25 protein-coding genes are annotated in these 19974 nt (G+C 64.6%); 17 read left to right on the forward strand and 8 right to left on the reverse strand.

What is annotated here, in order from left to right; genetic code table 11:
• The first annotated feature begins 2 nt into the window (after nucleotides 1-2).
• The 8 genes from moaD to VB672_RS00220 all read left to right on the forward strand — a co-directional run bounded on the left by moaD (nucleotide 3) and on the right by VB672_RS00220 (nucleotide 5505).
• A complete protein-coding gene (moaD, locus tag VB672_RS00185; RefSeq protein WP_329782145.1) occupies nucleotides 3-254 on the forward strand; it encodes a molybdopterin converting factor subunit 1 in 252 nt (83 codons plus the stop codon).
• 20 nt (nucleotides 255-274) lie between these two features.
• Nucleotides 275-730 (forward strand): molybdenum cofactor biosynthesis protein MoaE, encoded by a 456-nt coding sequence (locus tag VB672_RS00190; RefSeq protein ID WP_329782146.1) that lies wholly within the window; start codon nucleotides 275-277, stop codon nucleotides 728-730.
• A gap of 65 nt (nucleotides 731-795) precedes the next feature.
• Nucleotides 796-1050, forward strand: a complete 255-nt coding sequence (locus VB672_RS00195) for a hypothetical protein (protein ID WP_329782147.1) — start codon at nucleotides 796-798, stop codon at nucleotides 1048-1050.
• A 499-nt stretch (nucleotides 1051-1549) separates the two neighbouring features.
• The gene (locus tag VB672_RS00200) at nucleotides 1550-2590 is read left to right on the forward strand and encodes an extensin-like domain-containing protein (RefSeq protein ID WP_329782148.1); all 1041 of its coding nucleotides are present in this window, start codon (nucleotides 1550-1552) and stop codon (nucleotides 2588-2590) included.
• A gap of 82 nt (nucleotides 2591-2672) precedes the next feature.
• Nucleotides 2673-3104 (forward strand): hypothetical protein, encoded by a 432-nt coding sequence (locus VB672_RS00205; protein ID WP_329782149.1) that lies wholly within the window; start codon nucleotides 2673-2675, stop codon nucleotides 3102-3104.
• A gap of 113 nt (nucleotides 3105-3217) precedes the next feature.
• Nucleotides 3218-3898, forward strand: coding sequence for a ribonuclease T2 family protein (locus tag VB672_RS00210; RefSeq protein WP_442931890.1), 681 nt, complete (start codon nucleotides 3218-3220; stop codon nucleotides 3896-3898).
• An 88-nt stretch (nucleotides 3899-3986) separates the two neighbouring features.
• A complete protein-coding gene (locus tag VB672_RS00215; protein ID WP_329782151.1) occupies nucleotides 3987-4835 on the forward strand; it encodes a 23S rRNA (adenine(2030)-N(6))-methyltransferase RlmJ in 849 nt (282 codons plus the stop codon).
• A gap of 64 nt (nucleotides 4836-4899) precedes the next feature.
• On the forward strand, nucleotides 4900-5505 hold the full coding sequence (locus VB672_RS00220; protein WP_329782152.1) for a glutathione S-transferase family protein: 606 nt from the start codon (nucleotides 4900-4902) through the stop codon (nucleotides 5503-5505).
• A gap of 55 nt (nucleotides 5506-5560) precedes the next feature.
• On the opposite strand, the gene VB672_RS00225 is transcribed toward VB672_RS00220, so the two are convergent.
• Nucleotides 5561-6217: an outer membrane protein gene (locus tag VB672_RS00225; RefSeq protein ID WP_329782153.1), complete on the reverse strand. Its 657-nt coding sequence runs from the start codon at nucleotides 6215-6217 to the stop codon at nucleotides 5561-5563.
• A gap of 294 nt (nucleotides 6218-6511) precedes the next feature.
• Between VB672_RS00225 and VB672_RS00230 the strand changes: the two genes are divergently transcribed.
• Nucleotides 6512-7267, forward strand: a complete 756-nt coding sequence (locus VB672_RS00230; protein WP_329782154.1) for an SDR family oxidoreductase — start codon at nucleotides 6512-6514, stop codon at nucleotides 7265-7267.
• On the opposite strand, the gene pgeF is transcribed toward VB672_RS00230, so the two are convergent.
• From pgeF to lgt, 3 genes are read right to left on the reverse strand one after another with little or no spacing between them, the layout of a single operon-like run.
• Entirely contained in the window at nucleotides 7257-8024 is a 768-nt protein-coding gene (gene pgeF, locus VB672_RS00235) for a peptidoglycan editing factor PgeF (protein ID WP_329782155.1), read from the reverse strand. The two genes, VB672_RS00230 and pgeF, sit on opposite strands and share 11 nt — an antisense overlap.
• Before the next feature lie 9 nt (nucleotides 8025-8033).
• The gene (locus VB672_RS00240; RefSeq protein WP_329782156.1) at nucleotides 8034-9110 is read right to left on the reverse strand and encodes a class I SAM-dependent methyltransferase; all 1077 of its coding nucleotides are present in this window, start codon (nucleotides 9108-9110) and stop codon (nucleotides 8034-8036) included.
• Entirely contained in the window at nucleotides 9107-9964 is an 858-nt protein-coding gene (gene lgt / locus VB672_RS00245) for a prolipoprotein diacylglyceryl transferase (protein ID WP_329782157.1), read from the reverse strand. The genes VB672_RS00240 and lgt overlap by 4 nt, the downstream gene beginning before the upstream one ends.
• A 137-nt stretch (nucleotides 9965-10101) precedes the next feature.
• On the opposite strand from lgt, the gene VB672_RS00250 reads away from it, so the two are divergent.
• The 5 genes from VB672_RS00250 (at nucleotide 10102) to VB672_RS00270 (ending at nucleotide 13176) form a co-directional block, all read left to right on the forward strand.
• The gene (locus VB672_RS00250; protein WP_329782158.1) at nucleotides 10102-10380 is read left to right on the forward strand and encodes an accessory factor UbiK family protein; all 279 of its coding nucleotides are present in this window, start codon (nucleotides 10102-10104) and stop codon (nucleotides 10378-10380) included.
• Between the two features lie 243 nt (nucleotides 10381-10623).
• Nucleotides 10624-11124: a YbjN domain-containing protein gene (locus tag VB672_RS00255; RefSeq protein WP_173946152.1), complete on the forward strand. Its 501-nt coding sequence runs from the start codon at nucleotides 10624-10626 to the stop codon at nucleotides 11122-11124.
• Nucleotides 11125-11196: 72 nt separating this feature from the next.
• Nucleotides 11197-12024 (forward strand): pyrroline-5-carboxylate reductase, encoded by an 828-nt coding sequence (gene proC, locus VB672_RS00260; RefSeq protein ID WP_329782159.1) that lies wholly within the window; start codon nucleotides 11197-11199, stop codon nucleotides 12022-12024.
• A gap of 115 nt (nucleotides 12025-12139) precedes the next feature.
• Nucleotides 12140-12796: a TetR/AcrR family transcriptional regulator gene (locus tag VB672_RS00265; protein ID WP_329782559.1), complete on the forward strand. Its 657-nt coding sequence runs from the start codon at nucleotides 12140-12142 to the stop codon at nucleotides 12794-12796.
• A 20-nt stretch (nucleotides 12797-12816) separates the two neighbouring features.
• Nucleotides 12817-13176, forward strand: a complete 360-nt coding sequence (locus VB672_RS00270) for a tRNA-binding protein (protein ID WP_329782160.1) — start codon at nucleotides 12817-12819, stop codon at nucleotides 13174-13176.
• Between the two features lie 29 nt (nucleotides 13177-13205).
• Here VB672_RS00270 and VB672_RS00275 read toward each other — a convergent pair whose 3' ends face one another.
• The 3 genes from VB672_RS00275 to VB672_RS00285 are packed head-to-tail and all read right to left on the reverse strand — an operon-like array spanning nucleotide 13206 to nucleotide 15853.
• Entirely contained in the window at nucleotides 13206-14573 is a 1368-nt protein-coding gene (locus tag VB672_RS00275) for an ATP-binding protein (protein ID WP_329782161.1), read from the reverse strand.
• Entirely contained in the window at nucleotides 14570-15286 is a 717-nt protein-coding gene (locus tag VB672_RS00280) for a response regulator (protein WP_329782162.1), read from the reverse strand. The genes VB672_RS00275 and VB672_RS00280 overlap by 4 nt, the downstream gene beginning before the upstream one ends.
• 33 nt (nucleotides 15287-15319) lie before the next feature.
• Nucleotides 15320-15853: a MarR family winged helix-turn-helix transcriptional regulator gene (locus VB672_RS00285; protein ID WP_329782163.1), complete on the reverse strand. Its 534-nt coding sequence runs from the start codon at nucleotides 15851-15853 to the stop codon at nucleotides 15320-15322.
• Nucleotides 15854-16015: 162 nt separating this feature from the next.
• Here VB672_RS00285 and VB672_RS00290 point away from each other — a divergent pair, with 162 nt between their 5' ends.
• The gene (locus tag VB672_RS00290) at nucleotides 16016-16903 is read left to right on the forward strand and encodes a branched-chain amino acid aminotransferase (RefSeq protein ID WP_329782164.1); all 888 of its coding nucleotides are present in this window, start codon (nucleotides 16016-16018) and stop codon (nucleotides 16901-16903) included.
• Nucleotides 16904-16977: 74 nt separating this feature from the next.
• Here VB672_RS00290 and VB672_RS00295 read toward each other — a convergent pair whose 3' ends face one another.
• Nucleotides 16978-18222 carry a Y-family DNA polymerase gene (locus VB672_RS00295; RefSeq protein WP_329782165.1) on the reverse strand — a complete coding sequence of 415 codons (1245 nt, stop codon included), beginning with the start codon at nucleotides 18220-18222 and terminating at the stop codon, nucleotides 16978-16980.
• Nucleotides 18223-18402: 180 nt separating this feature from the next.
• Between VB672_RS00295 and VB672_RS00300 the strand changes: the two genes are divergently transcribed.
• Nucleotides 18403-18678, forward strand: coding sequence for a DUF3072 domain-containing protein (locus VB672_RS00300; RefSeq protein WP_329782166.1), 276 nt, complete (start codon nucleotides 18403-18405; stop codon nucleotides 18676-18678).
• A 235-nt stretch (nucleotides 18679-18913) separates the two neighbouring features.
• Nucleotides 18914-19948, forward strand: coding sequence for a Tim44 domain-containing protein (locus tag VB672_RS00305; RefSeq protein ID WP_329782167.1), 1035 nt, complete (start codon nucleotides 18914-18916; stop codon nucleotides 19946-19948).
• Nucleotides 19949-19974: the final 26 nt, after the last annotated feature.

Below are 19974 nucleotides of genomic sequence, written 5' to 3' on the forward strand. Positions count from 1 at the left end.
CGATGAAGCTCGTCTATTTTGCCTGGGTGCGCGAACGGGTCGGCAGGACGGACGAGCAGGTCGCTCTGCCGGAGGGCATCGATACGGTTGCCGATCTAGTGCGCTGGCTCAAGGGCAGGGGCGAGGAATACGAATATGCCTTCGAGAACGAAGGAATCGTCCGCGCCGCCATCGACCATGTCCACGTGAAGCCGGAGGCCCGGATCGCAGGGGCGGGCGAAATCGCCTTCTTCCCGCCGATGACAGGCGGCTAGCTCCTTCAGGGGGTGAACCCATGGCTGCAACCATCCGCATCCAGGCCGAGCCGTTCGATGCCGCTGCCGAAACCGCGGCCCTGACCCGGGGAAGGGCGGATATCGGGGCAGTCGTCGCCTTCACGGGCCTGTGCCGGGACGAGGGCGGACGGCTCGAAACCCTTGAGCTCGAGCATTACCCTGGCATGGCGGAGGCCGAGATCGGCCGCATCGCCGCGCAGGCGCAAAGCCGCTGGCCGCTTCTCGGCCTCACAATCCTCCACCGCTTCGGCCGGATCAGACCGGGTGAGGAGATCGTGCTCGTCCTCACGGCCAGCGCCCACCGCCAAGCTGCCTTCGAGGCGGCCTCCTTCCTGATGGATTACCTGAAGACCCAGGCGCCGTTCTGGAAGCGCGAGCATCTCAAGGATGGAACGGCCGGCGCCTGGATCGACGCCAAGGAGGCCGACGACCGTGCGGCGGACCGATGGCGCTGATCGGCGCTTGACGCGGTCTCACGACAGGATGAGCATCATCAGCGAATGACACGCGGAGACGTCTCATGCGCAGCGTCGTTGTCCTTCTCAGCCTGATCGCAGCAGTCCCTGTCTTGGCCCATGAGGTGCCGATGGCTCAGACGGCTCAGGCTCCCGCCCACAATCCACTCGATTGCTATTGCCGCGCCCAGGGCAGGATGTTCGCTCCCGGGGAGAAGGTCTGTCTCAAGACCGCCGAGGGTCCCAAGCTGGCGCAGTGCCAGATGGAGATCAACGTGATGTCCTGGAGCATCACGGAAGTGCCCTGTCCCGACACATGAAAAACGCTGCCGAAGCGGCAGCGTTGAAGCCGGAAAATCTCTATTCGGCTGGCCTCATGGGCACCGGCTTAGAGAAGGCCGGTGAAGATGGCGCAGATGAAGGAGAAGGAAACGCAGACGGCGGCAATGTTGAGCTTGGAGGCCCAGTCCAGATGCGATGTCAGGTTCATTGGAGCCCCTCTCTCTGAAGGGGTTCGCCCCCTATCTGAATGGAGAGGCAAGCTAACAAACCTGCGAGATCGTGAGAAGGGCCTCCGCCGGCGGCGAGGAGCCAAGCGACTCGTGATGTAATCGTTAACAAAAAGTTAACCCCTTGTTCCCACGGGCAGAATTCTTCCGCTACTTTCGTCGAAAAAAGTTCCTGCTCAATTCTGTCGCACCCAGGTTCAACCGGATGATTGTAGAGAAGCGCTCCTGAGGTGGGCCGAATCGAGCTGTTTCTCGACGACTTCGACCGCCGTTGACGGGATGTTTACGTCCATGGGCCAGTCTTCCGTCCATGCGTCGTGGGTTAGTTGCGTTTTTTGCCCTATCGCTTATCGGGCTTGGGCTTACCGGTTGCGGGCTGTTCCGGTTCGAGCAGCGCGAGCCTTGGCGTGCCCAGGCCGAGGAAGCCTGCCTTTCGCAGCGCCTCGTGCAGCCGTCCGCCTATATGGCTCTCAGTTCCAAGATCGATGGGCCGGGCGTCTGCGGCATGGATTATCCGTTCAAGGTCTCGGCCTTCAACAACGGAGCCGTCGGACTGAAATCGAAGGTGACGCTGGCCTGCCCGATCATTCCGCGGATCGACACCTGGCTCGACGAGATCGTAAGACCGGCCGCCGAGATGTATTTCGGCGTGCCCTTGGCCGACATCAAAGCCGGGTCCTATTCCTGCCGCCCGCGCAACAACCAGCGGGGTGCCAAGCTCTCGGAACATTCCTTCGGCAACGCGCTCGACGTGATGGGCTTCGTCCTGGCCGACGGACGGGAGATCTCGGTGGTCAAGGGCTGGCGGGGAGGGGATGCCACCGAGCAGGAATTCCTGCGCGAGGCCTTCGTCGGCGCCTGTCGCTACTTCACCACGGTGCTGGGTCCGGGCTCCGACGCCTTCCACTACGATCACTTCCACATCGACCTGGCGCGGCACGATCCCCGTGGCGAGCGGCGCATCTGCAAGCCGATCCTGAAATTCGCCCCGCGCATCGATCCCGAACGCAGCCGCGAGGTTCTCCAGAGCGCGGCAGCCGCCGGCGATCTCGCCCCCGCCGATCTGGAGCAGGACATCCCGGAGGGGGAAGCCTACATTCCGCCGGCGCCTCCGCCGCCGTCGCCCACCCTGTCCGCTCCGGTCCCTCCGGCGCCTCGCTATTCCGCAGGGGGAGGAAACGCCGCCGATTTGCCGGGGCCAGGCGCCGCGCGGGGGGGCCTCTCCCCATCCTATTCCCAGGCACCGCTTCCGCCCGCAGGCCGCCCGCCGGAGCAGACCTATGCCCCGCCTAGGCAACAGGGGCGCTCCGCAGGCCAGCCGCTGATGCTCAACAGCCACGCCATCTATTAAAGCGTAAGCGGATCTTGACCTTCTCGGATGCGGCCCACATGGTCGGGTGTGACATAGTCTAACGACCTGGCGGAGCATTCGAATGAAGTGGCTGGCGGCTTTCATCTCCTGCATGCTGTTGAGCGCGCCCGCGCTTGCGCGCGAGATCAATCCCGCGGAGCGGCGGGAAGAGCCTTTCGACGCCTCGCTGCCGGCCTGCGCCGACCCTTCGGTGCTTCAGGACATCAGCTCACGATTCGCCAGCAAGGAGGGCCGGTTCTGGAATTCCGACCTCAAGCTGATCGGCTTCGAGCGGGTCCGGGAAGTCGCGTGGCGTCCCTGGGGGCTCGACTACATCCCCCGCCGCTTCTGCACGGGCACCGTGGTTGTGTCCGACGGCTACAAGCGCAGGATCAACTTCTCGATCCGTGAGGATCTCGGCTTCATCGGCATCGGCTGGAACACGGAGGCCTGCGTCGACGGTCTCGACCGCCATTATGCCTTCGCTCCGCATTGCAAGCAGGCGGCTCCTTGATCCTACGCCGCTGGCTGGCGCATCGTGCGGACCCAACGGGCCACGCTGGTGAAAAGTGGCCCCGGTCTTTCGTTCCCACCGATGCGCCGGCCAAGAGAAAAAGCACTGGATGGATCCCGAGAGTGGTCCCTGCTCTTGGGTCCAGTGCTTTAGCCTTCGCGGGCGCCTGCCTGTTCTCGATCCTTCCCGCCGCGGCTCAGGGCCCTCGGGAGGAGAGAGGCGCCCCGATGGGGCAGTTCGACTTCTACGTGCTGGCGCTGTCCTGGTCTCCCGGCTTCTGCGAGAACAGCGGCAGCCGGAGCCGGCAGTGCGACACCGGCAGCGGTCTCGGCTTCGTGACCCATGGCCTGTGGCCCCAGCGGGAGCAGGGCTATCCCAGCTTCTGCGAGCCGAATGGGCGCTTCGTCCCGCAGGCGGCCATGGCCGACGCCAAGGGACTCTTTCCTGACGACAATCTCGCCCGCTATCAATGGCGCAAGCACGGGACCTGCACGGGCGAAAGCCCGAGTGGCTATTTCCGTGCGGTCCGGCAGGCCCGGGACCTCGTGCGCGTTCCCGACGGGTTCACTGGCCTGAACAGCCGGTCCAAGGTGCTGCCGAGCGAGATCGAACGCGCCTTCATGAATGCCAATCCGGGCTTGCGCTCCGACATGATTTCGGTTTCCTGCGGACGGCGCATCTTCCAGGAGGTGCGCATTTGCCTTGCCAAGGATCTGCGCGGTTTCCGCCAATGCGCAGAAGTCGACCGCGACGGATGCCGCGCGGGCGAAATCACCGTGCCGGCGGTGAAATAGCGCATCGAGCGACGCGCCCGAGGGAAAAGAGCATCGAACCGGGGTCGAAAGTGGAACTCGCTGCCGTTCCGGATGCTATAGGACGACCATGAATTATCGCCATGCCTTTCACGCCGGCAATTTTGCCGACGTCATGAAACACGCTCTCCTGGTGCGCATCCTCGTCTATCTGCAGCGCAAGGAGACACCCCTGCGCGTCATCGACACCCATGCGGGGATCGGTCTCTACGATCTCGCCGGCGACGAGGCCGGACGGACGGGCGAGTGGGTCGATGGGATCGGGCGCCTGGACCAGGCCTTTTCGTCCGAAATCGAGGACATCCTCGCTCCTTACCGCAGCGTGATCGCCGACGTGCGGGCGCGGCATGGGAACACCGCCTATCCCGGGTCGCCCGCCATCGTGCGCGAGCTTTTGCGGCGGCAGGACCGGGGCGTGTTCGTGGAACTGCATCCGGCCGACCACGCGGTGCTGAACGATGCCTTCAACGAGGTCACGAATCTCAAAGTGATGCATCTCGACGGCTGGACGGCGCTCCATGCCCTGATCCCGCCGAAGGAAAAGCGTGGTCTCGTGCTCATCGATCCGCCCTACGAGAAGCCTAACGAACTGGACCGGCTTGGGACGGAGCTGCTGGCCGCCCTGAAGAAATGGCCGACCGGCGTTTATGCCGGCTGGTATCCGATCAAGGATGTCGGCTCCGTCGATGCGGTGGCGGCACGCCTGCATGAGGAAAGCCCGCGCCCCGGCCTTCGTCTCGAACTCCTTGTGGACGACCCGCGCGATCCCTCACGGCTCAACGGCAGCGGCCTCTTCGTGATCAATCCACCCTGGTCCCTGAAGGAAGAGGCGGAAAGGCTGCTCCCGGCTCTCGCCGAGCGCCTGTCGCGCAGCGGCTATGGCGCCTATCGCTGTGAAGCCTTCGGGCCTCCTGCTTAAAACCAATTGCCGCTTGCGCTCCGAGCGTCCATGACTCCTGCCATTGTTTCAAAAGGAGTCACCCATGCTCGTCCTCCGCTCCTCGCCCGCATCGCCCTTCGGTCGGAAGGTCAAGCTCTCGGCCGCGATCCTCGGGCTGTCCGATCGCATCAAGATCGTCGATGCCGATACCCTGAACCCTGAGGATTCCATCCGGCAGCAGAACCCCCTGGGCAAGATTCCCACGCTCATCCTGGAGAACGGGGACGTCCTCTACGATTCCCGCGTGATCGTGGATTATCTCGATCATCTCGCCGGGGGCGGGCGCATCATCCCGAACGGCCCGGAGCGGTTCACCGCCCTGCGCGACCAAGCGCTCGCCGACGGGATCATGGACGCGGCGCTGCTGCAGGTTTACGAGGGCCGCTTCCGGCCCGAAGACAGGCACGAGCCGAAATGGGTCGGCCATCAGGCCGACAAGGTGCGGCGCGGTCTCGATCATGCGGAGGCCCATCTCTCGGAAGCAGGCCAGCCTCTCCAGATCGGCCAAATCGCTCTCGCCTGTGCCCTGGGCTATCTCGACCTGCGCTTCGGCGGCCGCTGGCGCGAGAGCTATCCCAAGCTCGTCGCCTGGCTAGCGGATTTCGAATCCCGGGTTCCGGCCTACGCCAAGACCAGGGTGACGCCGTAAAACAAAAGGCCCGGGTTTAACCCGGGCCTTTCGTTCATCGCGAGAGCGATGGATCTTAGTAGGTGCCGAAGCGGAAGTTCAGACCAGCGCGAACCACGCCGAAGTCGGTCTCGCCGGTGTTGAAGGTCGTGCCAGCGAAGGTGAAGTCTTCCTCCTCGAGGTTGACGTACAGACCTTCGATCTTGGCCGACAGGTTGTTGGTGAAGGCGTACTCGAGACCACCGCCGACGGTCCAGCCGTTGCGGTTGTCCGTGAAGGCGAAACCACCGGTGGCGTAGATGAGAGCGCGGTCGAAGGCCACACCAGCGCGAGCGCGCACGGTGCCGAACCAATCGTCGTTGTCGTTCTCATAGATGCCGAGCGGACCGAAGTCGTAGTTGACGCCGCCGAAGTCGGCGTACTGGATGTCGCCTTCGAGACCGACCACGAACGAGCCGATCTGGTAGTTGTAGCCGATCTGACCGCCGCCGACGAAGCCGCCGTCATTGTCACGGTCGCCGATGATCGTGGTGTCTTCGAACACGAGGTCGCCGTCACCGCTGTCGTTCCAGCCGTAGCCGGCGTTCACACCGACGTAGAAGCCGGTCCAGGTGAAGACCGGAACCGCAGCAACGATCGGAGCCGGGGGAGCGGAGCGGACCGGAAGGTCAGCAGCGGAAGCAGCACCGGCAAAGCCGAAGAGAGCGACGCTGGCGAGAAGAATCTTCTTCATGGTTTCTCTTTCCTAATCGATGTCATGCGGGCTCAGCCCTAAGTCCGACGGGCCAAGCCAAGCACTGTCCGTTTATAGAGCGACAACCGGTCGAGGGCTGTGACCTGACAACCACAGCAGCGGAAGACTACCGTGGCAGGATTGTGGCGGCAATGTGCGAGTTTCCCCTTGCGTCATCGCTGGAGTCCATAACGTACAGCTTGACCGTTGGTTCGACGACCCAGCGAAAAAATGTCATTTTCTTGTCAACTGCACTGACTTGCCGTGATGTGCTTACATTTCAAGAGGTTGATCATGAACAAAGCCGCTCTCGTGACCGGCGGTGCCCAACGCATCGGACGGAGAATCGTCGAACGGCTTGCCGGGGAAGGCTACGCGGTCGCGATCCATTGCCGCCGTTCCACCGGCGAAGCGGAAACCATGGCGGCCGGCATCCGGGAGCAGGGTGGTCGCGCCGTCGTCGTGCGAGCAGATCTTGCAGATGGCGGTGCCGTCGAGCGGCTTGTTCCGGAGGCGGTTGGGGCGCTGGGACCTCTGACGCTCCTCGTGAATAACGCATCCGAGTTCGAGCCCGACGAGGTCGAAACGCTCTTGCAGGATCGCTGGGACCGGCATTTCGCCGTCAATCTGCGCGCGCCGACCTTCCTGGCCCGCGATTTCGCCCATCAACTGCCCGCCGATGGACGCGGATGCATCGTCAACATCGTCGATCAGCGCGTTTGGAAGCTGACGCCGCAATTCTTTTCCTACACGCTGACTAAGGCGGCTTTGTTCTCTGCGACGCAGACCATGGCGCAGGCACTGGCGCCGCGTATCCGTGTCAATGCCATCGGTCCCGGTCCCACCCTGTCGAATGTCCGCCAGGGCGACGAGGATTTCGCCAAGCAGAGCGAGGCGGTGCTGCTGGGGCGCGGCGGAACGCCGGACGAGATCGCCGATGCGGTGCTCTACCTCGCGCAAGCCCGCAGCGTCACCGGCCAGATGATCGCCGTCGACGGCGGCCAGCATCTCGCCTGGGAGACGCCGGACGTGGCCGGCATCAGGGAGTGAGCGCGATCGCCGAGATCAGACGGCCGTAATCCGGCTCCTGGCGATGGGTCGTGCGGCGGTAGCTGAAGAACCGATCCTCGTCCGAATAGGTGCAAAGCCCGAGATCCTCGAAGGCCCCGATGCCGGCAGCTTTCAGCCGCGCGCCGATAAAGCCGGGAAGATCGAACATGGCGTGGCCCGACCTCTCGGCATCCGTCAAGAAGCGCTCGTATCCGGGCGCCTCCTCGGTGAAGCGCTCGATGAAGTCCGGGCCGACCTCATAGGCCTTCTGGCTGATCGTCGGGCCGAGCACGGCGACGATCCTTTCACGCCTGGCGCCGAGGCGCTCCATGGCTGCGAGGGTGGATTCGAGCACGCCGGTTACGGCCCCGCGCCAGCCCGCGTGGGCGGCCCCGATCACCCGTGCGTCTTCATCCGCAAACAGGACCGGCCCGCAATCCGCCGTGGTGATGCCCAGCGCAAGGCCCGGTGTCGCCGTCACCATGGCGTCCGCCTTGGGGCGATCTCCACGCCAGGGGCCTTCCACGATGACCGCGTCCGGCGAATGGACCTGATAGACGCTGATCATGGAATCGGGCGCCACACCGACGGCCTCGGCCATGCGGCGGCGGTTCTCCTGCACCTTGGCGGGATCGTCCGACGAGCCGATCCCGCCGTTGAGGGAGGCGTAGATCCCGTTCGACACACCCCCCTGGCGGGTGAAGAAGGCATGGCGGATATGCGGCTGGGACACGAGGGCGGGCGCTTGGATGAACATGGCTCGATCTCAGGAAGAGGGGGACAGGGCGGGCAGTCCGGGGACGGCGTCGATCCTCTCATGTGTAACGGCCAAAACCTTAAACAGGTCACCCATGCCGGTCGGGCCACACTCCGTCAAGCGCTCCAAGGCCCGGTCGATATCGGCGGCCTGCGCGGGCGTGGCGCGCGCCTTCAGGGCGGATGCGCGGGTCTCGATTCCGAGCGCCTGGAGGAAGGCGCCCTGGGTGCTGAGGCCATGAACGCGGGCGTTCCCCGAAGCGGCCGCCTGAGCGAGGCGGTGGAAATCCACATGGGTCGTGAGATCCGCCTCCCCGGGCTCAACCAGGGGATCGACGGGTCTGTGCCCCTTGAGGGCCTGCAGCGTGTCCCCGAAGGCCGGGCCCCAATAGCCGTAATCGAGGATCAGGGCGGCTCCCGTATCGCGGGCCACCCGCCGGGCGACCTCGTCCACGACATCGATGGAGGCGCCGGGCCATTCGAGGACGTCGCCGGGCTTCAAGGGGTTGCCGAGCGCAGGCTCCGGCTCCGGGCGCAGGCCGAAGATCAGGTGCTCGCCCTCAAGACCAACCAGGCGCTCGCACCAGCCGCGCTCGGTGCCCACGAACTGGCGCACCGGCAGGGCATCGAAGAACTCGTTGGCGACGAGAAAGGTCGGGCCGGGAGGCACTTCCCCGATATAGTCGTGCCATTGCAGCGAGAATCCCGACGAAGCGAGGGCGGCCTGCTGCTTCTGTCTCAGCGCCGGGCTGGTCTCGACCAGATGGACCGTGGCGGCTCCCTTGAAATCCGGCAGGAGCCGGGTCGCCCGCATCAGATCGGCCATCAGCGTGCCGCGGCCCGGCCCCAGCTCGACGAGTCGGCAGGGCGCGGGCCGCCCCATCCCGTTCCAGACCTCCATCATCCACAGACCGATCAGCTCGCCGAACATCTGGCTGATCTCGGGAGCCGTGGTGAAGTCGCCGGCGGATCCCAAGGGGTCTCGGGTGGCGTAGTAGTGCCTCAGGCAAAGGCTCATGTAGCGCTCGACCGTGATCGGCCCTTCGAGGGCGATCGTCTCGCGTAGGGTATCCCTGAGCGGCTTCACGCGGCCTCGATCGCGGTGCGGGGACGGGTATAGCCCCGCACGGCCATGACGATGAAGCCGGCGCCGACCAGCGCCATGGGGACCGAGAGAAGCATGCCCATGGTGATGCCGCCGCTCAACGCCTGCACCGACGACCCGAAGAGAAAGCCCAGCTGCGCATCGGGCTCGCGGAAGAACTCAGCCGAGATGCGGGCCACCGCATAGCCCAGCACGAAGATGCCGCCGAGAAGCCCCGGTCGGCGGAAGCCGAAGCGGCGGGCCGCGATAACCATGATGATGAACAGGATCAGTCCTTCGCCAAAGGCTTCATAGAGCTGGCTCGGGTGCCGAGGTTCCGGGCCCGCATGGGGAAAGACCACCGCATAGGGAAAATCGGGGGCCGGTCGGCCCCAGAGCTCGCCGTTGATGAAGTTGGCGATGCGGCCGAAGAACAGGCCGATAGGCGTGACCACCGCCGCCATGTCGAGCATGGCGAGCGGGTTCAGCCCGCGAGAGCGGGCAAAGAGCACGATGGCAAGCACCGCTCCGAGGAAGCCGCCGTGGAAGGACATGCCGCCCCGCCAGATGGCGAAGATCTCCAGCGGATGGGAGAGATAGGAGGCGAGATTATAGAACAGCACGTAGCCGACGCGTCCGCCCAGCACGACGCCCAGCGCCACCCAGACGATCAGGTCGTCCACATCCGTCGGCTTGGGCTGTTTCAAGCCGCCCCAGAGATCGGCCTTGGCCGCGAGGCGCTTGGCATAGAACCAGCCGCCCAGGAGGCCGGCCACATAGGCCAGGGCATACCAGCGGATCGCGAAGGGACCGATGGAGATCGCCACGGGATCGATGATGGGAAAGGAGAGAGGCATAGGCGGCCCTTGATCGAACGGGTTGCCATTGGACCCGCAGGGCACGGATCGTCAACCCTGTTGCAGTTTAAGGCGAATGCGCCCATGTGTGGCGTTCCAGGGCCTGAAGGCTCGTCGAACGCTGTGGATTTGAACCCATGACCCAATCGTCCAACCGGATCTTCGATGAACTCGCCCGCTTCGCCACCGATGCCGCGGGCGCCGCGCAGGGCGTCCGGCGAGAGGTCGAGACCGTGGTCCGCAGCCAGTTCGAGCGCCTGATCAAGGACATGGACGTTGCCACGCGGGAGGAGGTCGAAGTTCTGCGCGAGATGGTCGTTGCTACTCGGGAGGAGAACGAACGGCTTGAGGCCCGGGTGAAGGAGCTCGAGGCGAAGCTGGCTTCAACTGCCGGCGTGAACCCAGCGACACCTTGATCCGAGCGGGAATCCGGTCTGCGCTCGACGCGGGTCTCCCGTTGTGGACAGATGAATCCAGCGCATTGTGGCGAAGACCGAAATCTAAGACTGTCGATTCACAAGCTGATTCGAGGCGGCGACAGCAGGATCTCCGAATAACAAAGCTATTCTGAGTACTTCTTTCGAACAGCGCCGGGATCAACGCAATGGTATTGCCTGATATGTTTACCATGTTCAGGCAAATGAGCGTCCAGGATCGACATGTCGCAGATTCATCTTGAAATCGATCGCTCGGAACATCCTCTCGATGTGGTCGAACGCCTCGCTTCCCTGCGGCACTGGATCTTCGACCGGGCCGAAGCGGACGAGATGTCCATCTCCGTGGCAGGCCGCTGGGCGGATTACGATGTCGCTTTTACCTGGATTGAGGACGTGGAGGCCATGCATATGGCCTGTGCCTTCGATCTCAAGGTGCCCGAGCGGCGGCGGCAGGAGGTGCTCCAGCTTATCGCCTCCGTCAACGAGCAGCTCTGGGTCGGGCATTTCGATTTGTGGAGCACGGAAAACGTAGTGATGTTCCGCCACGCGCTGCTGCTGGCGGGCGGAGCCGATCCCACGGATGGGCAATGCGAGACGATGCTGCGGGTCGCGGTGGAGGCCTGCGAGCGGTATTTCCAGGCGTTCCAGTTCGTCATTTGGGCCGGCAAGTCCGCCCGCGAGGCTCTCGACTCCGTCCTGTTCGAAACCGAAGGCGAAGCCTGAACCTGCCTCGACAGGGCAGGGCGGGCGTGAATAGAGTGCGGTCTTCCCCATTCATTCCGTCAGGTTAAGCCCATGCCGTCGAACGCCTCGCATCTGCCGTCTTCCCTCATTCTCGTCGGCGCCGGCAAAATGGGCGGCTCCATGCTGGAGGGCTGGCTCAAGGTCGGCATGAAGCCCGAGGGCGTCACCGTTCTCGAACCGCGCCCGTCCGAGGAGATGACGCAGTTCTGCCGGACCAAGGGCATTTCCTTGAATCCCCCTGATCCTGCCGCGGCGGACGTGCTGGTCCTGGCGATCAAGCCGCAGATGCTCGACGAGGCTGCCCCCGCGCTGAACGGCTGTCTCGGGCCGCAGACTCTCGTCATCTCCATCCTTGCCGGCAAGACCATCGGCGATCTGCGCGCCAGGCTTCCTGGCGCCGGAGCAATCGTGCGCGCCATGCCCAACCTTCCTGCCAGCATCGGGCGCGGGGCGACAGGAGCCGCCACCAACGACAAGGTGAACGAGACGCAGCGCCTGATGGCCGATGCGCTGTTGAGCAGCAACGGCATCGTCGAGTGGCTGCCGTCCGAAGACCTGATCGACGCGGTCACGGCCGTGTCGGGATCGGGCCCGGCCTATGTGTTCCATCTGGTGGAATGCCTGGCCGAGGCCGGAACGGCCGCCGGACTTCCGCCGGATTTGGCGCAGCGCCTTGCCCGGGCCACGGTCACGGGAGCCGGGGAACTCCTGTTCCAGAGCGACCTGCCGCCGGCAACGCTCCGGCAGAACGTCACCTCGCCGGGCGGCACCACGGCAGCCGCCCTCGACGTCCTCATGCGGGATCCGAACGGGATGAAGGCGCTCATGCGCGAGGCCGTGGCGGCTGCCAAGCGCCGGGCGGAGGAACTCGCCGGTTGAGCCTTGGGCTTGGTTCGATCCGCCCCTAGATAAGCGTCAACGGCATATTTTCAGGAGATCGATCGTGACCGCTGACGTTCCCACGGATAAGCGCAAGGCCATCGTCGAGGCCCTCATGGATCTCGCCGCGCAACGCCCTTGGCATGAGATCGAGATCACCGACGTGGCGAAGGCTGCAAACGTCTCGCTGGCCGAGTTCCGCGATCTCTTCCCCTCGAAGGGCGCCGTGCTCGGCGCGCTCTCCCGCCAGATCGACCGGCAGGTGCTGGAGGGAACGACCGAGGATCTGGCGGGAGAACCTGCGCGCGAACGCATCTTCGACGTGCTGATGCGCCGCTTCGATGCCCTGCAGCCCTACAAGCAGGCGCTGCGGCGGATCACGCAGGATCTGCAGTACGATCCCGTGTCCCTTGCGGCTCTCAATCAGGTGTCTCTCAACTCCCAACGCTTCATGCTGGCGGCGGCCGGCATCAACACGGAAGGACCGCTTGGAAAGCTGAAGCTCCAGGGTGCGGTTCTCGTCTATGCCAACACCATGCGCACATGGCTCGACGACGACGACCCGACCCTCGCCAAGACCATGGCGCGGCTCGACCGGGAGTTGCGGCGCGGCGAGCGCGTTCTGGAAGGCGCCGAGGATCTGCGCCGCCTGAGCGCGCCCTTGCGTGCGGTCGGGCGGGCCTTGATGCAGGGGCGCCGATCGACGCGCACCGAGACGCGCCGCACTGGTGAGGGCAACGGCGACGCGCAAAATCCCGCTGCAGCGATCTGAATCGGATCATGGGGGCAGACATGGATCAGGTGAGTTCGGCCGCGCCGCAGATCACGTTCGACGATTTTCAGAAGGTCGACATCCGGGTCGGCCGCGTCGTCGCCGTCGAGCCGTTCCCGCAGGCGCGCAAACCGGCTTTCAAGCTCACCATCGACTTCGGCCCCGGGATCGGTACCAAGCGGTCCTCGGCGCAGATCACCGTCAATCATTCGCCGGACGACCTCGTCGGGTCGCTCGTGATGGCGGTGGTGAATTTTCCGCCGCGCCAGATCGGCCCGTTCATGTCGGAGGTCCTGACGCTCGGCGTGCCTGACGCCAACGGCGATGTCATGCTGATCCGTCCGGATCGCGATGTGCCCGTGGGTGGAAGACTCTACTAGTGTCGACACGGATCTCGTCTCGACGGTGCTTACGCCGGAAGCCGCACCGTCGCACGAAGCCCGCCGAGCGGGCTCTCGCCCAGCACGATGTCACCGCCATGGGAGCGGGCAACGTCGCGGGCGATGGCGAGGCCGAGTCCTGATCCACCTTCATCCTGGTTACGCGCTTCGTCCAGGCGCACGAAGGGCTTGAAGACCTCCTCGCGCATGTCGGCCGGAATGCCCGGACCGTCATCGTCGACGTGCAGAACGAGCCAGCGCGTTTCATGGTTGGCGCTGATCTCGATCCGGTCGCCATGCCGCGCCGCATTGCCGACCAGGTTGAATAGGAGGCGACGGAAGGCGTCGGGCCGCACCGTGATCATCGGGTCGCCGACGATGTCGAGTTCCGTCACATGGCCCTGCCGCTCGGCGTCCGATTGTACCTCTTCGAGGAGCTGCCGCAGATCCGTTGCGACCGCCTGCTCCCCTGCATCGCCGCCTTCGCCCCGCGCGAAGGCCAGATAACCCTCGAGCATGCGGCTCATCTCGTCCACGTCGCGCTTGAGATCCTCGACTTCCGGTGACTGGCCGAGGAACACGAGCGAGAGCTTGAAGCGTGTGAGGATCGTGCGCAGATCGTGGCTGACGCCGTTCAGCATGGTCGTGCGCTGTTCGATGTTGCGCTCGATGCGCCGCTTCATTTCCAGGAAGGCGTGGCCGGCCTGGCGTACCTCGCGCGCGCCCCGCGGACGGAACTCGATCTCCCGGCCCTTTCCGAGCGCTTCGGCCGCTTCGGCCAGCCGCAGAATCGGCCTGATCTGATTGCGCAGGAACAGGATGGCGATGCCGAGCAGCACGAAGGACGAGCCGCCCATCCACACGAGGAAGATGTGCGAATTCGAGGCATAGGCCTGGCTGCGGCGTGCCAGAACGCGCATGACGTCGTTCCGATCAAGCTTGATGCGCACTTCCACATAGCTCGAACGGCCGACCGTATCGACCCAGTACGGGCGGTCGATCTGGCGCCGCAGCTCGTCGGTCAAGGTCTCATCGAGAATGTCGAAGAAGGGCTTCGGGCCAGGCGGCGGCAGGTCGGTGTTGCGTAAGATGTCCACATCGAGCTGCAGGCGTTCCGATGCGATGCGGGAGAGCGTGCTCGTATCCTTGTCTTGCGGATAGCTCTCGTAGATGTCGATGAGCGCCGCGATATCGGCTGTCACCGCCGAGGACAGGCGACGCGTGACAAGCTGATAATGCCGCTCCATGAACACGTAGGCGACGACGGACTGCAGCAGGATGACGGGCGCGATGATGATGATGAGCGCGCGGGCGTAAAGCCCTTTCGGCAGGAAGCGGCCGAACCAGCGCGCCACGTGGTCGAGGGGAGAATAGCGCAGAGTCGCTCCGATCTTCATCGATCGATCACGAGGCGATAGCCGATGCCGCGCACGGTCTGAAGGAAGATGGGATTGGCGGGATCGGTTTCGATCTTGCGCCGCAGCCGGTTGATCTGGACGTCCACCGTGCGCTCGTTGGCGGCAAGGCCGTTGCCGGCGAGCGCCTCCCGCGGGACGTTGTCGCCTGCATGGCTGCCGAGGATCGTCAGGATCTCGCGCTCGCGCTCGGTGATGCGCACCATCTCATCTCCGCGCCGCAGTTCGCCGCGGTCGAAACGGTACGAGAAGGGGCCGAAATGGATAACCTCCGGCACGTCGGCGTTCGGCGCACCCGGAACGGGCAGGGCGCGTTTGAGAATGTTGCCGAGGCGCAGCAGCAGCTCGCGCGGCTCAAAGGGCTTGGGCAGATAATCGTCCGCGCCGATTTCCAGGCCCGTCACCCGGTCGGACGCGTCGGCCCGCGCGGTGAGCATCAGGATCGGCACCTGCGAGTGCTCGCGCAGGCTGCGGGCATATTCGAACCCGGTTTCCCCCGGCATCATCACGTCGAGCACGAGGGCATCGAAGACGAAATTCCCAGATTTCGCCCGCGCTTCGGCCGCGCTGGCTGCGGCGGTGACCCGGTAGCCGTTCTCGGTCAGGAAGCGGGCCAAGAGGTCGCGCAGCCGTCGGTCGTCGTCCACCACGAGGACGTGCGGGGCATGGTCGGGAATGTCGATGCGTGCGTCCATTAGGCGTCAAGCTACTTTGTCGGGCCCTGCTTATCAGGTTTTCCTGGGCCCGAATACGAACTGCTTCACATGGGCGCTGTCGTCCGGATCGATGAGGCGCAGGAGATAGCGGGTGACCGTTTCCTTCGCCTCGGGCTCCATCTCCGACAGGGCGCGCATGATGCGGCGGGTCTGCAGCTTGGCGAGTTTCAAGGCCAAATCGTGGCCCTTGGGGGTGGCGAAGAGCAGCCGCTGGCGTCGGTCCGAAGTACCCATCCGGCTCTCGATGAAATCCTTCTCGATGAGCTCCTTCAGGACCCGGTTGAGGCTCTGCTTCGTGATCCGCAAGATATCCAGGAGTTCCGCAATCGTCAGGCCCGGCTGGCGGCTGACGAAGTGGAGGACCCGGTGATGAGCCCGCCCGAAGCCGTATTCGTCCAGGATCCTGTCGGGATCGCTGACGAAGTCGCGATAGGCGAAGAAGAACAACTCGATGAGGTCATAGGCCGGCTGCTCGGTCAGGATATCGTGACCTGCATCCTTGCCGGGTTGCTGAGACTTCAAAGCCGGAATTGCGTCTGGCACCATCCTGTTCCCAATTTTTATGTCAGCCTTGTTGACATATCTCAGGACGATTGTTACTCGTCAAGCCGCTTCCGCGAAATGAATGAAATTGAAATCGACGGTAAGCAAGCCGGAAATTACGCAGCCCCGGTTGCCACAAAAGGTCTGTCTTCAAGGAGAAACACGATGCCCGCGACCCCCTTCGATCAACGTGATGGATGGATCTGGTACGACGGGCAGATCGTACCCTGGAAGGATGCCCAGCTCCATGTCCTGTCGCACGGGCTTCATTACGGCTCCTCCGTGTTCGAAGGCGAGCGCGCCTATGGCGGGGAGATCTTCAAGTCGACCGAGCATTCCGAGCGCCTGAAGAAATCGGCCCAGATCCTCGATTTCGAGATCCCTTACACGGTGGCCGAGATCGATGCGGCCAAGCGCCTCGTGCTGGAGAAGAACGGGCAGAAGGACGCCTATCTGCGCCCGGTCGCCTGGCGCGGATCGGAGATGATGGGCGTCGCCGCGCAGGACAACAAGATCCATCTCGCCATCGCGTCCTGGGAATGGCCGAGCTATTTCGACCCCGCCCAGAAGATGAAGGGAATCCGCATCGACATGGCGGAATACCGCCGTCCCGATCCAGCCACGGCTCCGTCGGCCGCGAAGGCCGCGGGTCTCTACATGATCTGCACCATCTCCAAGCACAAGGCGGAGCGGAAGGGCTATGCCGATGCGCTCATGCTCGATTGGCAGGGCCGCGTGGCCGAATGCACGGGCGCCAACGTGTTCTTCATCCGCGACGGCGTCGTGCACACGCCGATCGCCGACTGCTTCCTTGACGGCATCACCCGCCGCACGGTGATCGATCTCGCCAAGCGCCGCGGCTTCGAGGTGGCGGAGCGCCGGATCATGCCGGACGAGCTGTCGAGCTTCAACGAGTGCTTCATCACCGGAACGGCCGCGGAGGTCACACCGGTGTCCGAGATCGGCCCCTACCGCTTCCAGCCCGGCAACATGACCAGGGTGCTAATGGAAGATTACTCGGCCGAGGTGCAGCCCAAGAGCAAGGCGGCTTGAGGCATTCCCGCTATTTGCCTCTGTCTGCGTGATGCCCGGCCCTGTGCCGGGCATCTGCACATCGGACGCCACCTTCAAAAATCCTCCGCATCGGGAATGCGGTTGAAGGCGATCTTCGCCCCCGCATAGCCGCCGGGGATCGTCACCCAGGGGCCCCAATGCAGGAGTGCCCTTCGATGGGTGACGTTGAGCTGATCGGCGATGACGGAGAGATACTCCATGCGGCGCTTGAGCTGCGCCTCCGGCGTATGATCGAACAGGTCTTCCTCGATGTCGGCCAAGGGCACCAGATCGTGCAGGGCGACGTGCACGCTGCGGCTGCGATGCATCTCCTCCCGCTCGGCATGGAGGAAGAGCCGGCTCAAGCACGCCAGCAGGGACGGGTCGTCCCAGGTCGGCCGGAAATGTTCTTCGCCGTACCACCCGGCGCTGTGCCTGTCGGTGAGCCACAGGGCGAGCGCCCGGGCCGAGAATCCGGCGCGGCGCATCCGGGCCGAGGCCTTGGCCAGGAGAACGCGGGCGGCCGCATAGGCACCGTTCAGGGAGCGCCAGTCCGCCGGCAGGACACGCCCATGGCCGAACATGCGCCGGCGGGCCTCGGGGCGTTCGACCGTGTAGCCTTGCAGCCCCATCCAGAGCCGCTCCCCCTCGACGCTGCCCCAGAGGCGGCGCAGCTCCTTCGGCTGCAGCCGAAGGAGCGCGGCCATGTCGCGGACGCCCGCCCGGGCCAGGCGCGCCGCGTTGCCCCGGGCGATGCCGGGAACATCGGTCAGCTCCAGGGAGAGCAGGCGGCCGGGCAGGTCGTCCGGGTGAAGCGCCACGAGGCCATCGGGCTTTTCCATCTCGGCTGCGATCTTGGCCAGGAGGTCGTTGGGCCCAAGACCCACCGAGCAGGTGAGGGTGGGACCGATGTCGCGGGCAATGGCGTCCTTGACGCGCTGTCCGATCCTGAGCGCCTGCGGCCACTCGGCGGGCAGGAGGGCGCAGAGCATCTCGTCGATGGAGCAGACCGCCTTCACCGGAACGACTGTCTCGATCGCCCGAATGATGTCCTTGTGCAAATCCACATAGAATTCGTGCCGCGCCGTCACGAGAACGAGGCCGGGGCATTGCTTTCGGGCCTCTCGCACGAAGGCGCCGCGCCTGAGGCCAAGTGCTTTCGCCTCCCGGCTGACAGCGATGAGGCCCGTATGCTCCGAATCGACCGGGATCACCCCGACTGGCTTGCCGCGCAGATGCGGCTGGAGGTGCTGCTCGGCGCTGGCGAAGAAGGAATCGAAGTCGACATAGAGCCGTTCGAGACCACTCGGTTTGCGCATCGCCATTCCTTTGCATCGTCGCTGGAACGAAGCAAGAACACAGGCTTGTGGGCGAGTCGAGGGCCGGATCTGTGGATAACGGGGAATAATCAGCGGGAGTAATCCGCCTTTCCTTGAGGAACCAATGATCTGCAAGGGTGTTCTCGTTACAGAACAAAGAGAGAACAATAGGAGTCTCGCATGTCATCACATGGTAAAGCGACGGGGCGCTCTGGCGTTAACCATAAAGCTTCCGCAGAGGCAGCTAACCCGAAGGCCAGCCCTGATCCTTCCGACAACCAGATCAAGGACCCGGACGAGTGGGTCTCCGGCGACGAGCCGATGACCGGCGCCCAGGCGTCCTATCTCAAGACCCTGTCCGAGCAGGCACATGATCCAAAGGCCTTCGATCCCGATCTCGACAAGGCCGAGGCCTCGAAGCGGATCGATGAGTTGAAACGCAAGCAGAGGCATTGATGCTCGCGCGTCCATATTAGGGCCGTCCCCAGACTTGATCCGGGGACGGCCATCTCGCTCTTGCGAGGCTGCTTTCGGATCGGGCTCACCGGCACGAGGCCGGGGACAATGGGAAGGGCAGGGTGCGCCGAAAGGCTTGGTCGAAATCGGACCGCGTGACCCTTCCGCAACCCTTGAGGCATCACCACATTATCCCCGTGGGGGCATTGTGCTCCAATGGGATGAAACGAAGACGATGATGACATTTGCTTCTCGCCGCAGCCGGGTGATGGTTGCCCTGGCGGCCGCCCTGGTCCTCGCCGGTAGTGCGGCAGAGGCCCGCGTCGGGCGGGGAAGCGGCAGCTTCGGATCGCGTGGCGCACGCACCTACACGGCGCCGCCGGCGACCCGAACGGCTCCTGAGGCAGCGGCCCCGATCCAGCGCTCGCAGATCCCGAACCAGGGCCCGAACATGACCCGTCCGGGCACACCGGCTCCGAACGTGGCGCAGCCGCGTCGCTTCGGCTTCGGCACGGGACTGATGGCCGGTCTCTTCGGCGCGGGCCTGCTCGGCATGCTGTTCGGCCAAGGCTTCTTCGGTGGCCTCGGCGGTCTCGCCTCGATCCTGGGCCTTCTGCTCCAGATCGGCCTCGTGGTCCTGGTGGTCTCCCTCGCCATGAAATGGTTCCGCAACAGGCGGCAGCAGCCGGCCTATGCAGGCGCCGGCCAGGGCTATGCCCGCTCCATGGGCGGCAGCGTGCCTCCGACGGGCGGGCGCCCGATGAGCGGCGGCCTCGGCGGCTTGGGCGGTGGTCTCGGCGGGGCCTTGGGTGGCGCTCTGAGCGGCAAGTCGCAGCAGGCCCAGGCTCGTCCGGGCGTACGGGACGAGATCGGCATCGGCGAGAAGGACTACGCTGCCTTCGAGCGTGGCCTTGTGGAGATGCAGGACGCCTATTCGCGGGAAGACGTCGCCAAGCTCTGGACGCTGGCTACCCCCGAGATGGCCGGCTACATCCAGGAAGAGCTCAACGACAACGCCGCCCGCGGCGTCGTGAACAAGCTTTCCAACGTGCGCCTCAACCAAGGCGACCTCTCGGAAGCCTGGCGCGAGGGCACCACCGACTACGCCACCGTCGCCATGCGCTTCGGCATCACGGATGTGATGGTCGACAGGACGACGGGCCGCGTAGTGGAAGGCGATCCGAACAAGATCGAGGAAGCGACAGAGCTCTGGACGTTCAGTCGCGATCAGGGCGGTCCCTGGAAGATCTCCGCGATCCAGCAGGCTTAAACAGCGTCTGATGCTGATACGAAAGC

The sequence above is a fragment of the Microvirga sp. CF3016 genome (assembly GCF_036314085.1).
Classification (GTDB): Bacteria; Pseudomonadota; Alphaproteobacteria; order Rhizobiales; family Beijerinckiaceae; genus Microvirga.

Coding starts and splice junctions, on each gene's coding strand:
- proC (WP_329782159.1), top strand. CDS start 11,197: ATGCCGTCGAACGCCTCGCATCTGCCGTCTTCCCTCATTCTCGTCGGC.
- VB672_RS00195 (WP_329782147.1), top strand. CDS start 796: ATGCGCAGCGTCGTTGTCCTTCTCAGCCTGATCGCAGCAGTCCCTGTC.
- VB672_RS00225 (WP_329782153.1), bottom strand. CDS start 6,217: ATGAAGAAGATTCTTCTCGCCAGCGTCGCTCTCTTCGGCTTTGCCGGT.
- VB672_RS00280 (WP_329782162.1), bottom strand. CDS start 15,286: ATGGACGCACGCATCGACATTCCCGACCATGCCCCGCACGTCCTCGTG.
- VB672_RS00190 (WP_329782146.1), top strand. CDS start 275: ATGGCTGCAACCATCCGCATCCAGGCCGAGCCGTTCGATGCCGCTGCC.
- VB672_RS00200 (WP_329782148.1), top strand. CDS start 1,550: ATGCGTCGTGGGTTAGTTGCGTTTTTTGCCCTATCGCTTATCGGGCTT.
- VB672_RS00255 (WP_173946152.1), top strand. CDS start 10,624: ATGTCGCAGATTCATCTTGAAATCGATCGCTCGGAACATCCTCTCGAT.
- VB672_RS00295 (WP_329782165.1), bottom strand. CDS start 18,222: ATGCGCAAACCGAGTGGTCTCGAACGGCTCTATGTCGACTTCGATTCC.
- lgt (WP_329782157.1), bottom strand. CDS start 9,964: ATGCCTCTCTCCTTTCCCATCATCGATCCCGTGGCGATCTCCATCGGT.
- VB672_RS00290 (WP_329782164.1), top strand. CDS start 16,016: ATGCCCGCGACCCCCTTCGATCAACGTGATGGATGGATCTGGTACGAC.
- VB672_RS00205 (WP_329782149.1), top strand. CDS start 2,673: ATGAAGTGGCTGGCGGCTTTCATCTCCTGCATGCTGTTGAGCGCGCCC.
- pgeF (WP_329782155.1), bottom strand. CDS start 8,024: ATGTTCATCCAAGCGCCCGCCCTCGTGTCCCAGCCGCATATCCGCCAT.
- VB672_RS00275 (WP_329782161.1), bottom strand. CDS start 14,573: ATGAAGATCGGAGCGACTCTGCGCTATTCTCCCCTCGACCACGTGGCG.
- VB672_RS00285 (WP_329782163.1), bottom strand. CDS start 15,853: ATGGTGCCAGACGCAATTCCGGCTTTGAAGTCTCAGCAACCCGGCAAG.
- VB672_RS00305 (WP_329782167.1), top strand. CDS start 18,914: ATGATGACATTTGCTTCTCGCCGCAGCCGGGTGATGGTTGCCCTGGCG.
- VB672_RS00230 (WP_329782154.1), top strand. CDS start 6,512: ATGAACAAAGCCGCTCTCGTGACCGGCGGTGCCCAACGCATCGGACGG.
- VB672_RS00270 (WP_329782160.1), top strand. CDS start 12,817: ATGGATCAGGTGAGTTCGGCCGCGCCGCAGATCACGTTCGACGATTTT.
- VB672_RS00300 (WP_329782166.1), top strand. CDS start 18,403: ATGTCATCACATGGTAAAGCGACGGGGCGCTCTGGCGTTAACCATAAA.
- moaD (WP_329782145.1), top strand. CDS start 3: ATGAAGCTCGTCTATTTTGCCTGGGTGCGCGAACGGGTCGGCAGGACG.
- VB672_RS00215 (WP_329782151.1), top strand. CDS start 3,987: ATGAATTATCGCCATGCCTTTCACGCCGGCAATTTTGCCGACGTCATG.
- VB672_RS00265 (WP_329782559.1), top strand. CDS start 12,140: ATGGATCTCGCCGCGCAACGCCCTTGGCATGAGATCGAGATCACCGAC.
- VB672_RS00220 (WP_329782152.1), top strand. CDS start 4,900: ATGCTCGTCCTCCGCTCCTCGCCCGCATCGCCCTTCGGTCGGAAGGTC.
- VB672_RS00250 (WP_329782158.1), top strand. CDS start 10,102: ATGACCCAATCGTCCAACCGGATCTTCGATGAACTCGCCCGCTTCGCC.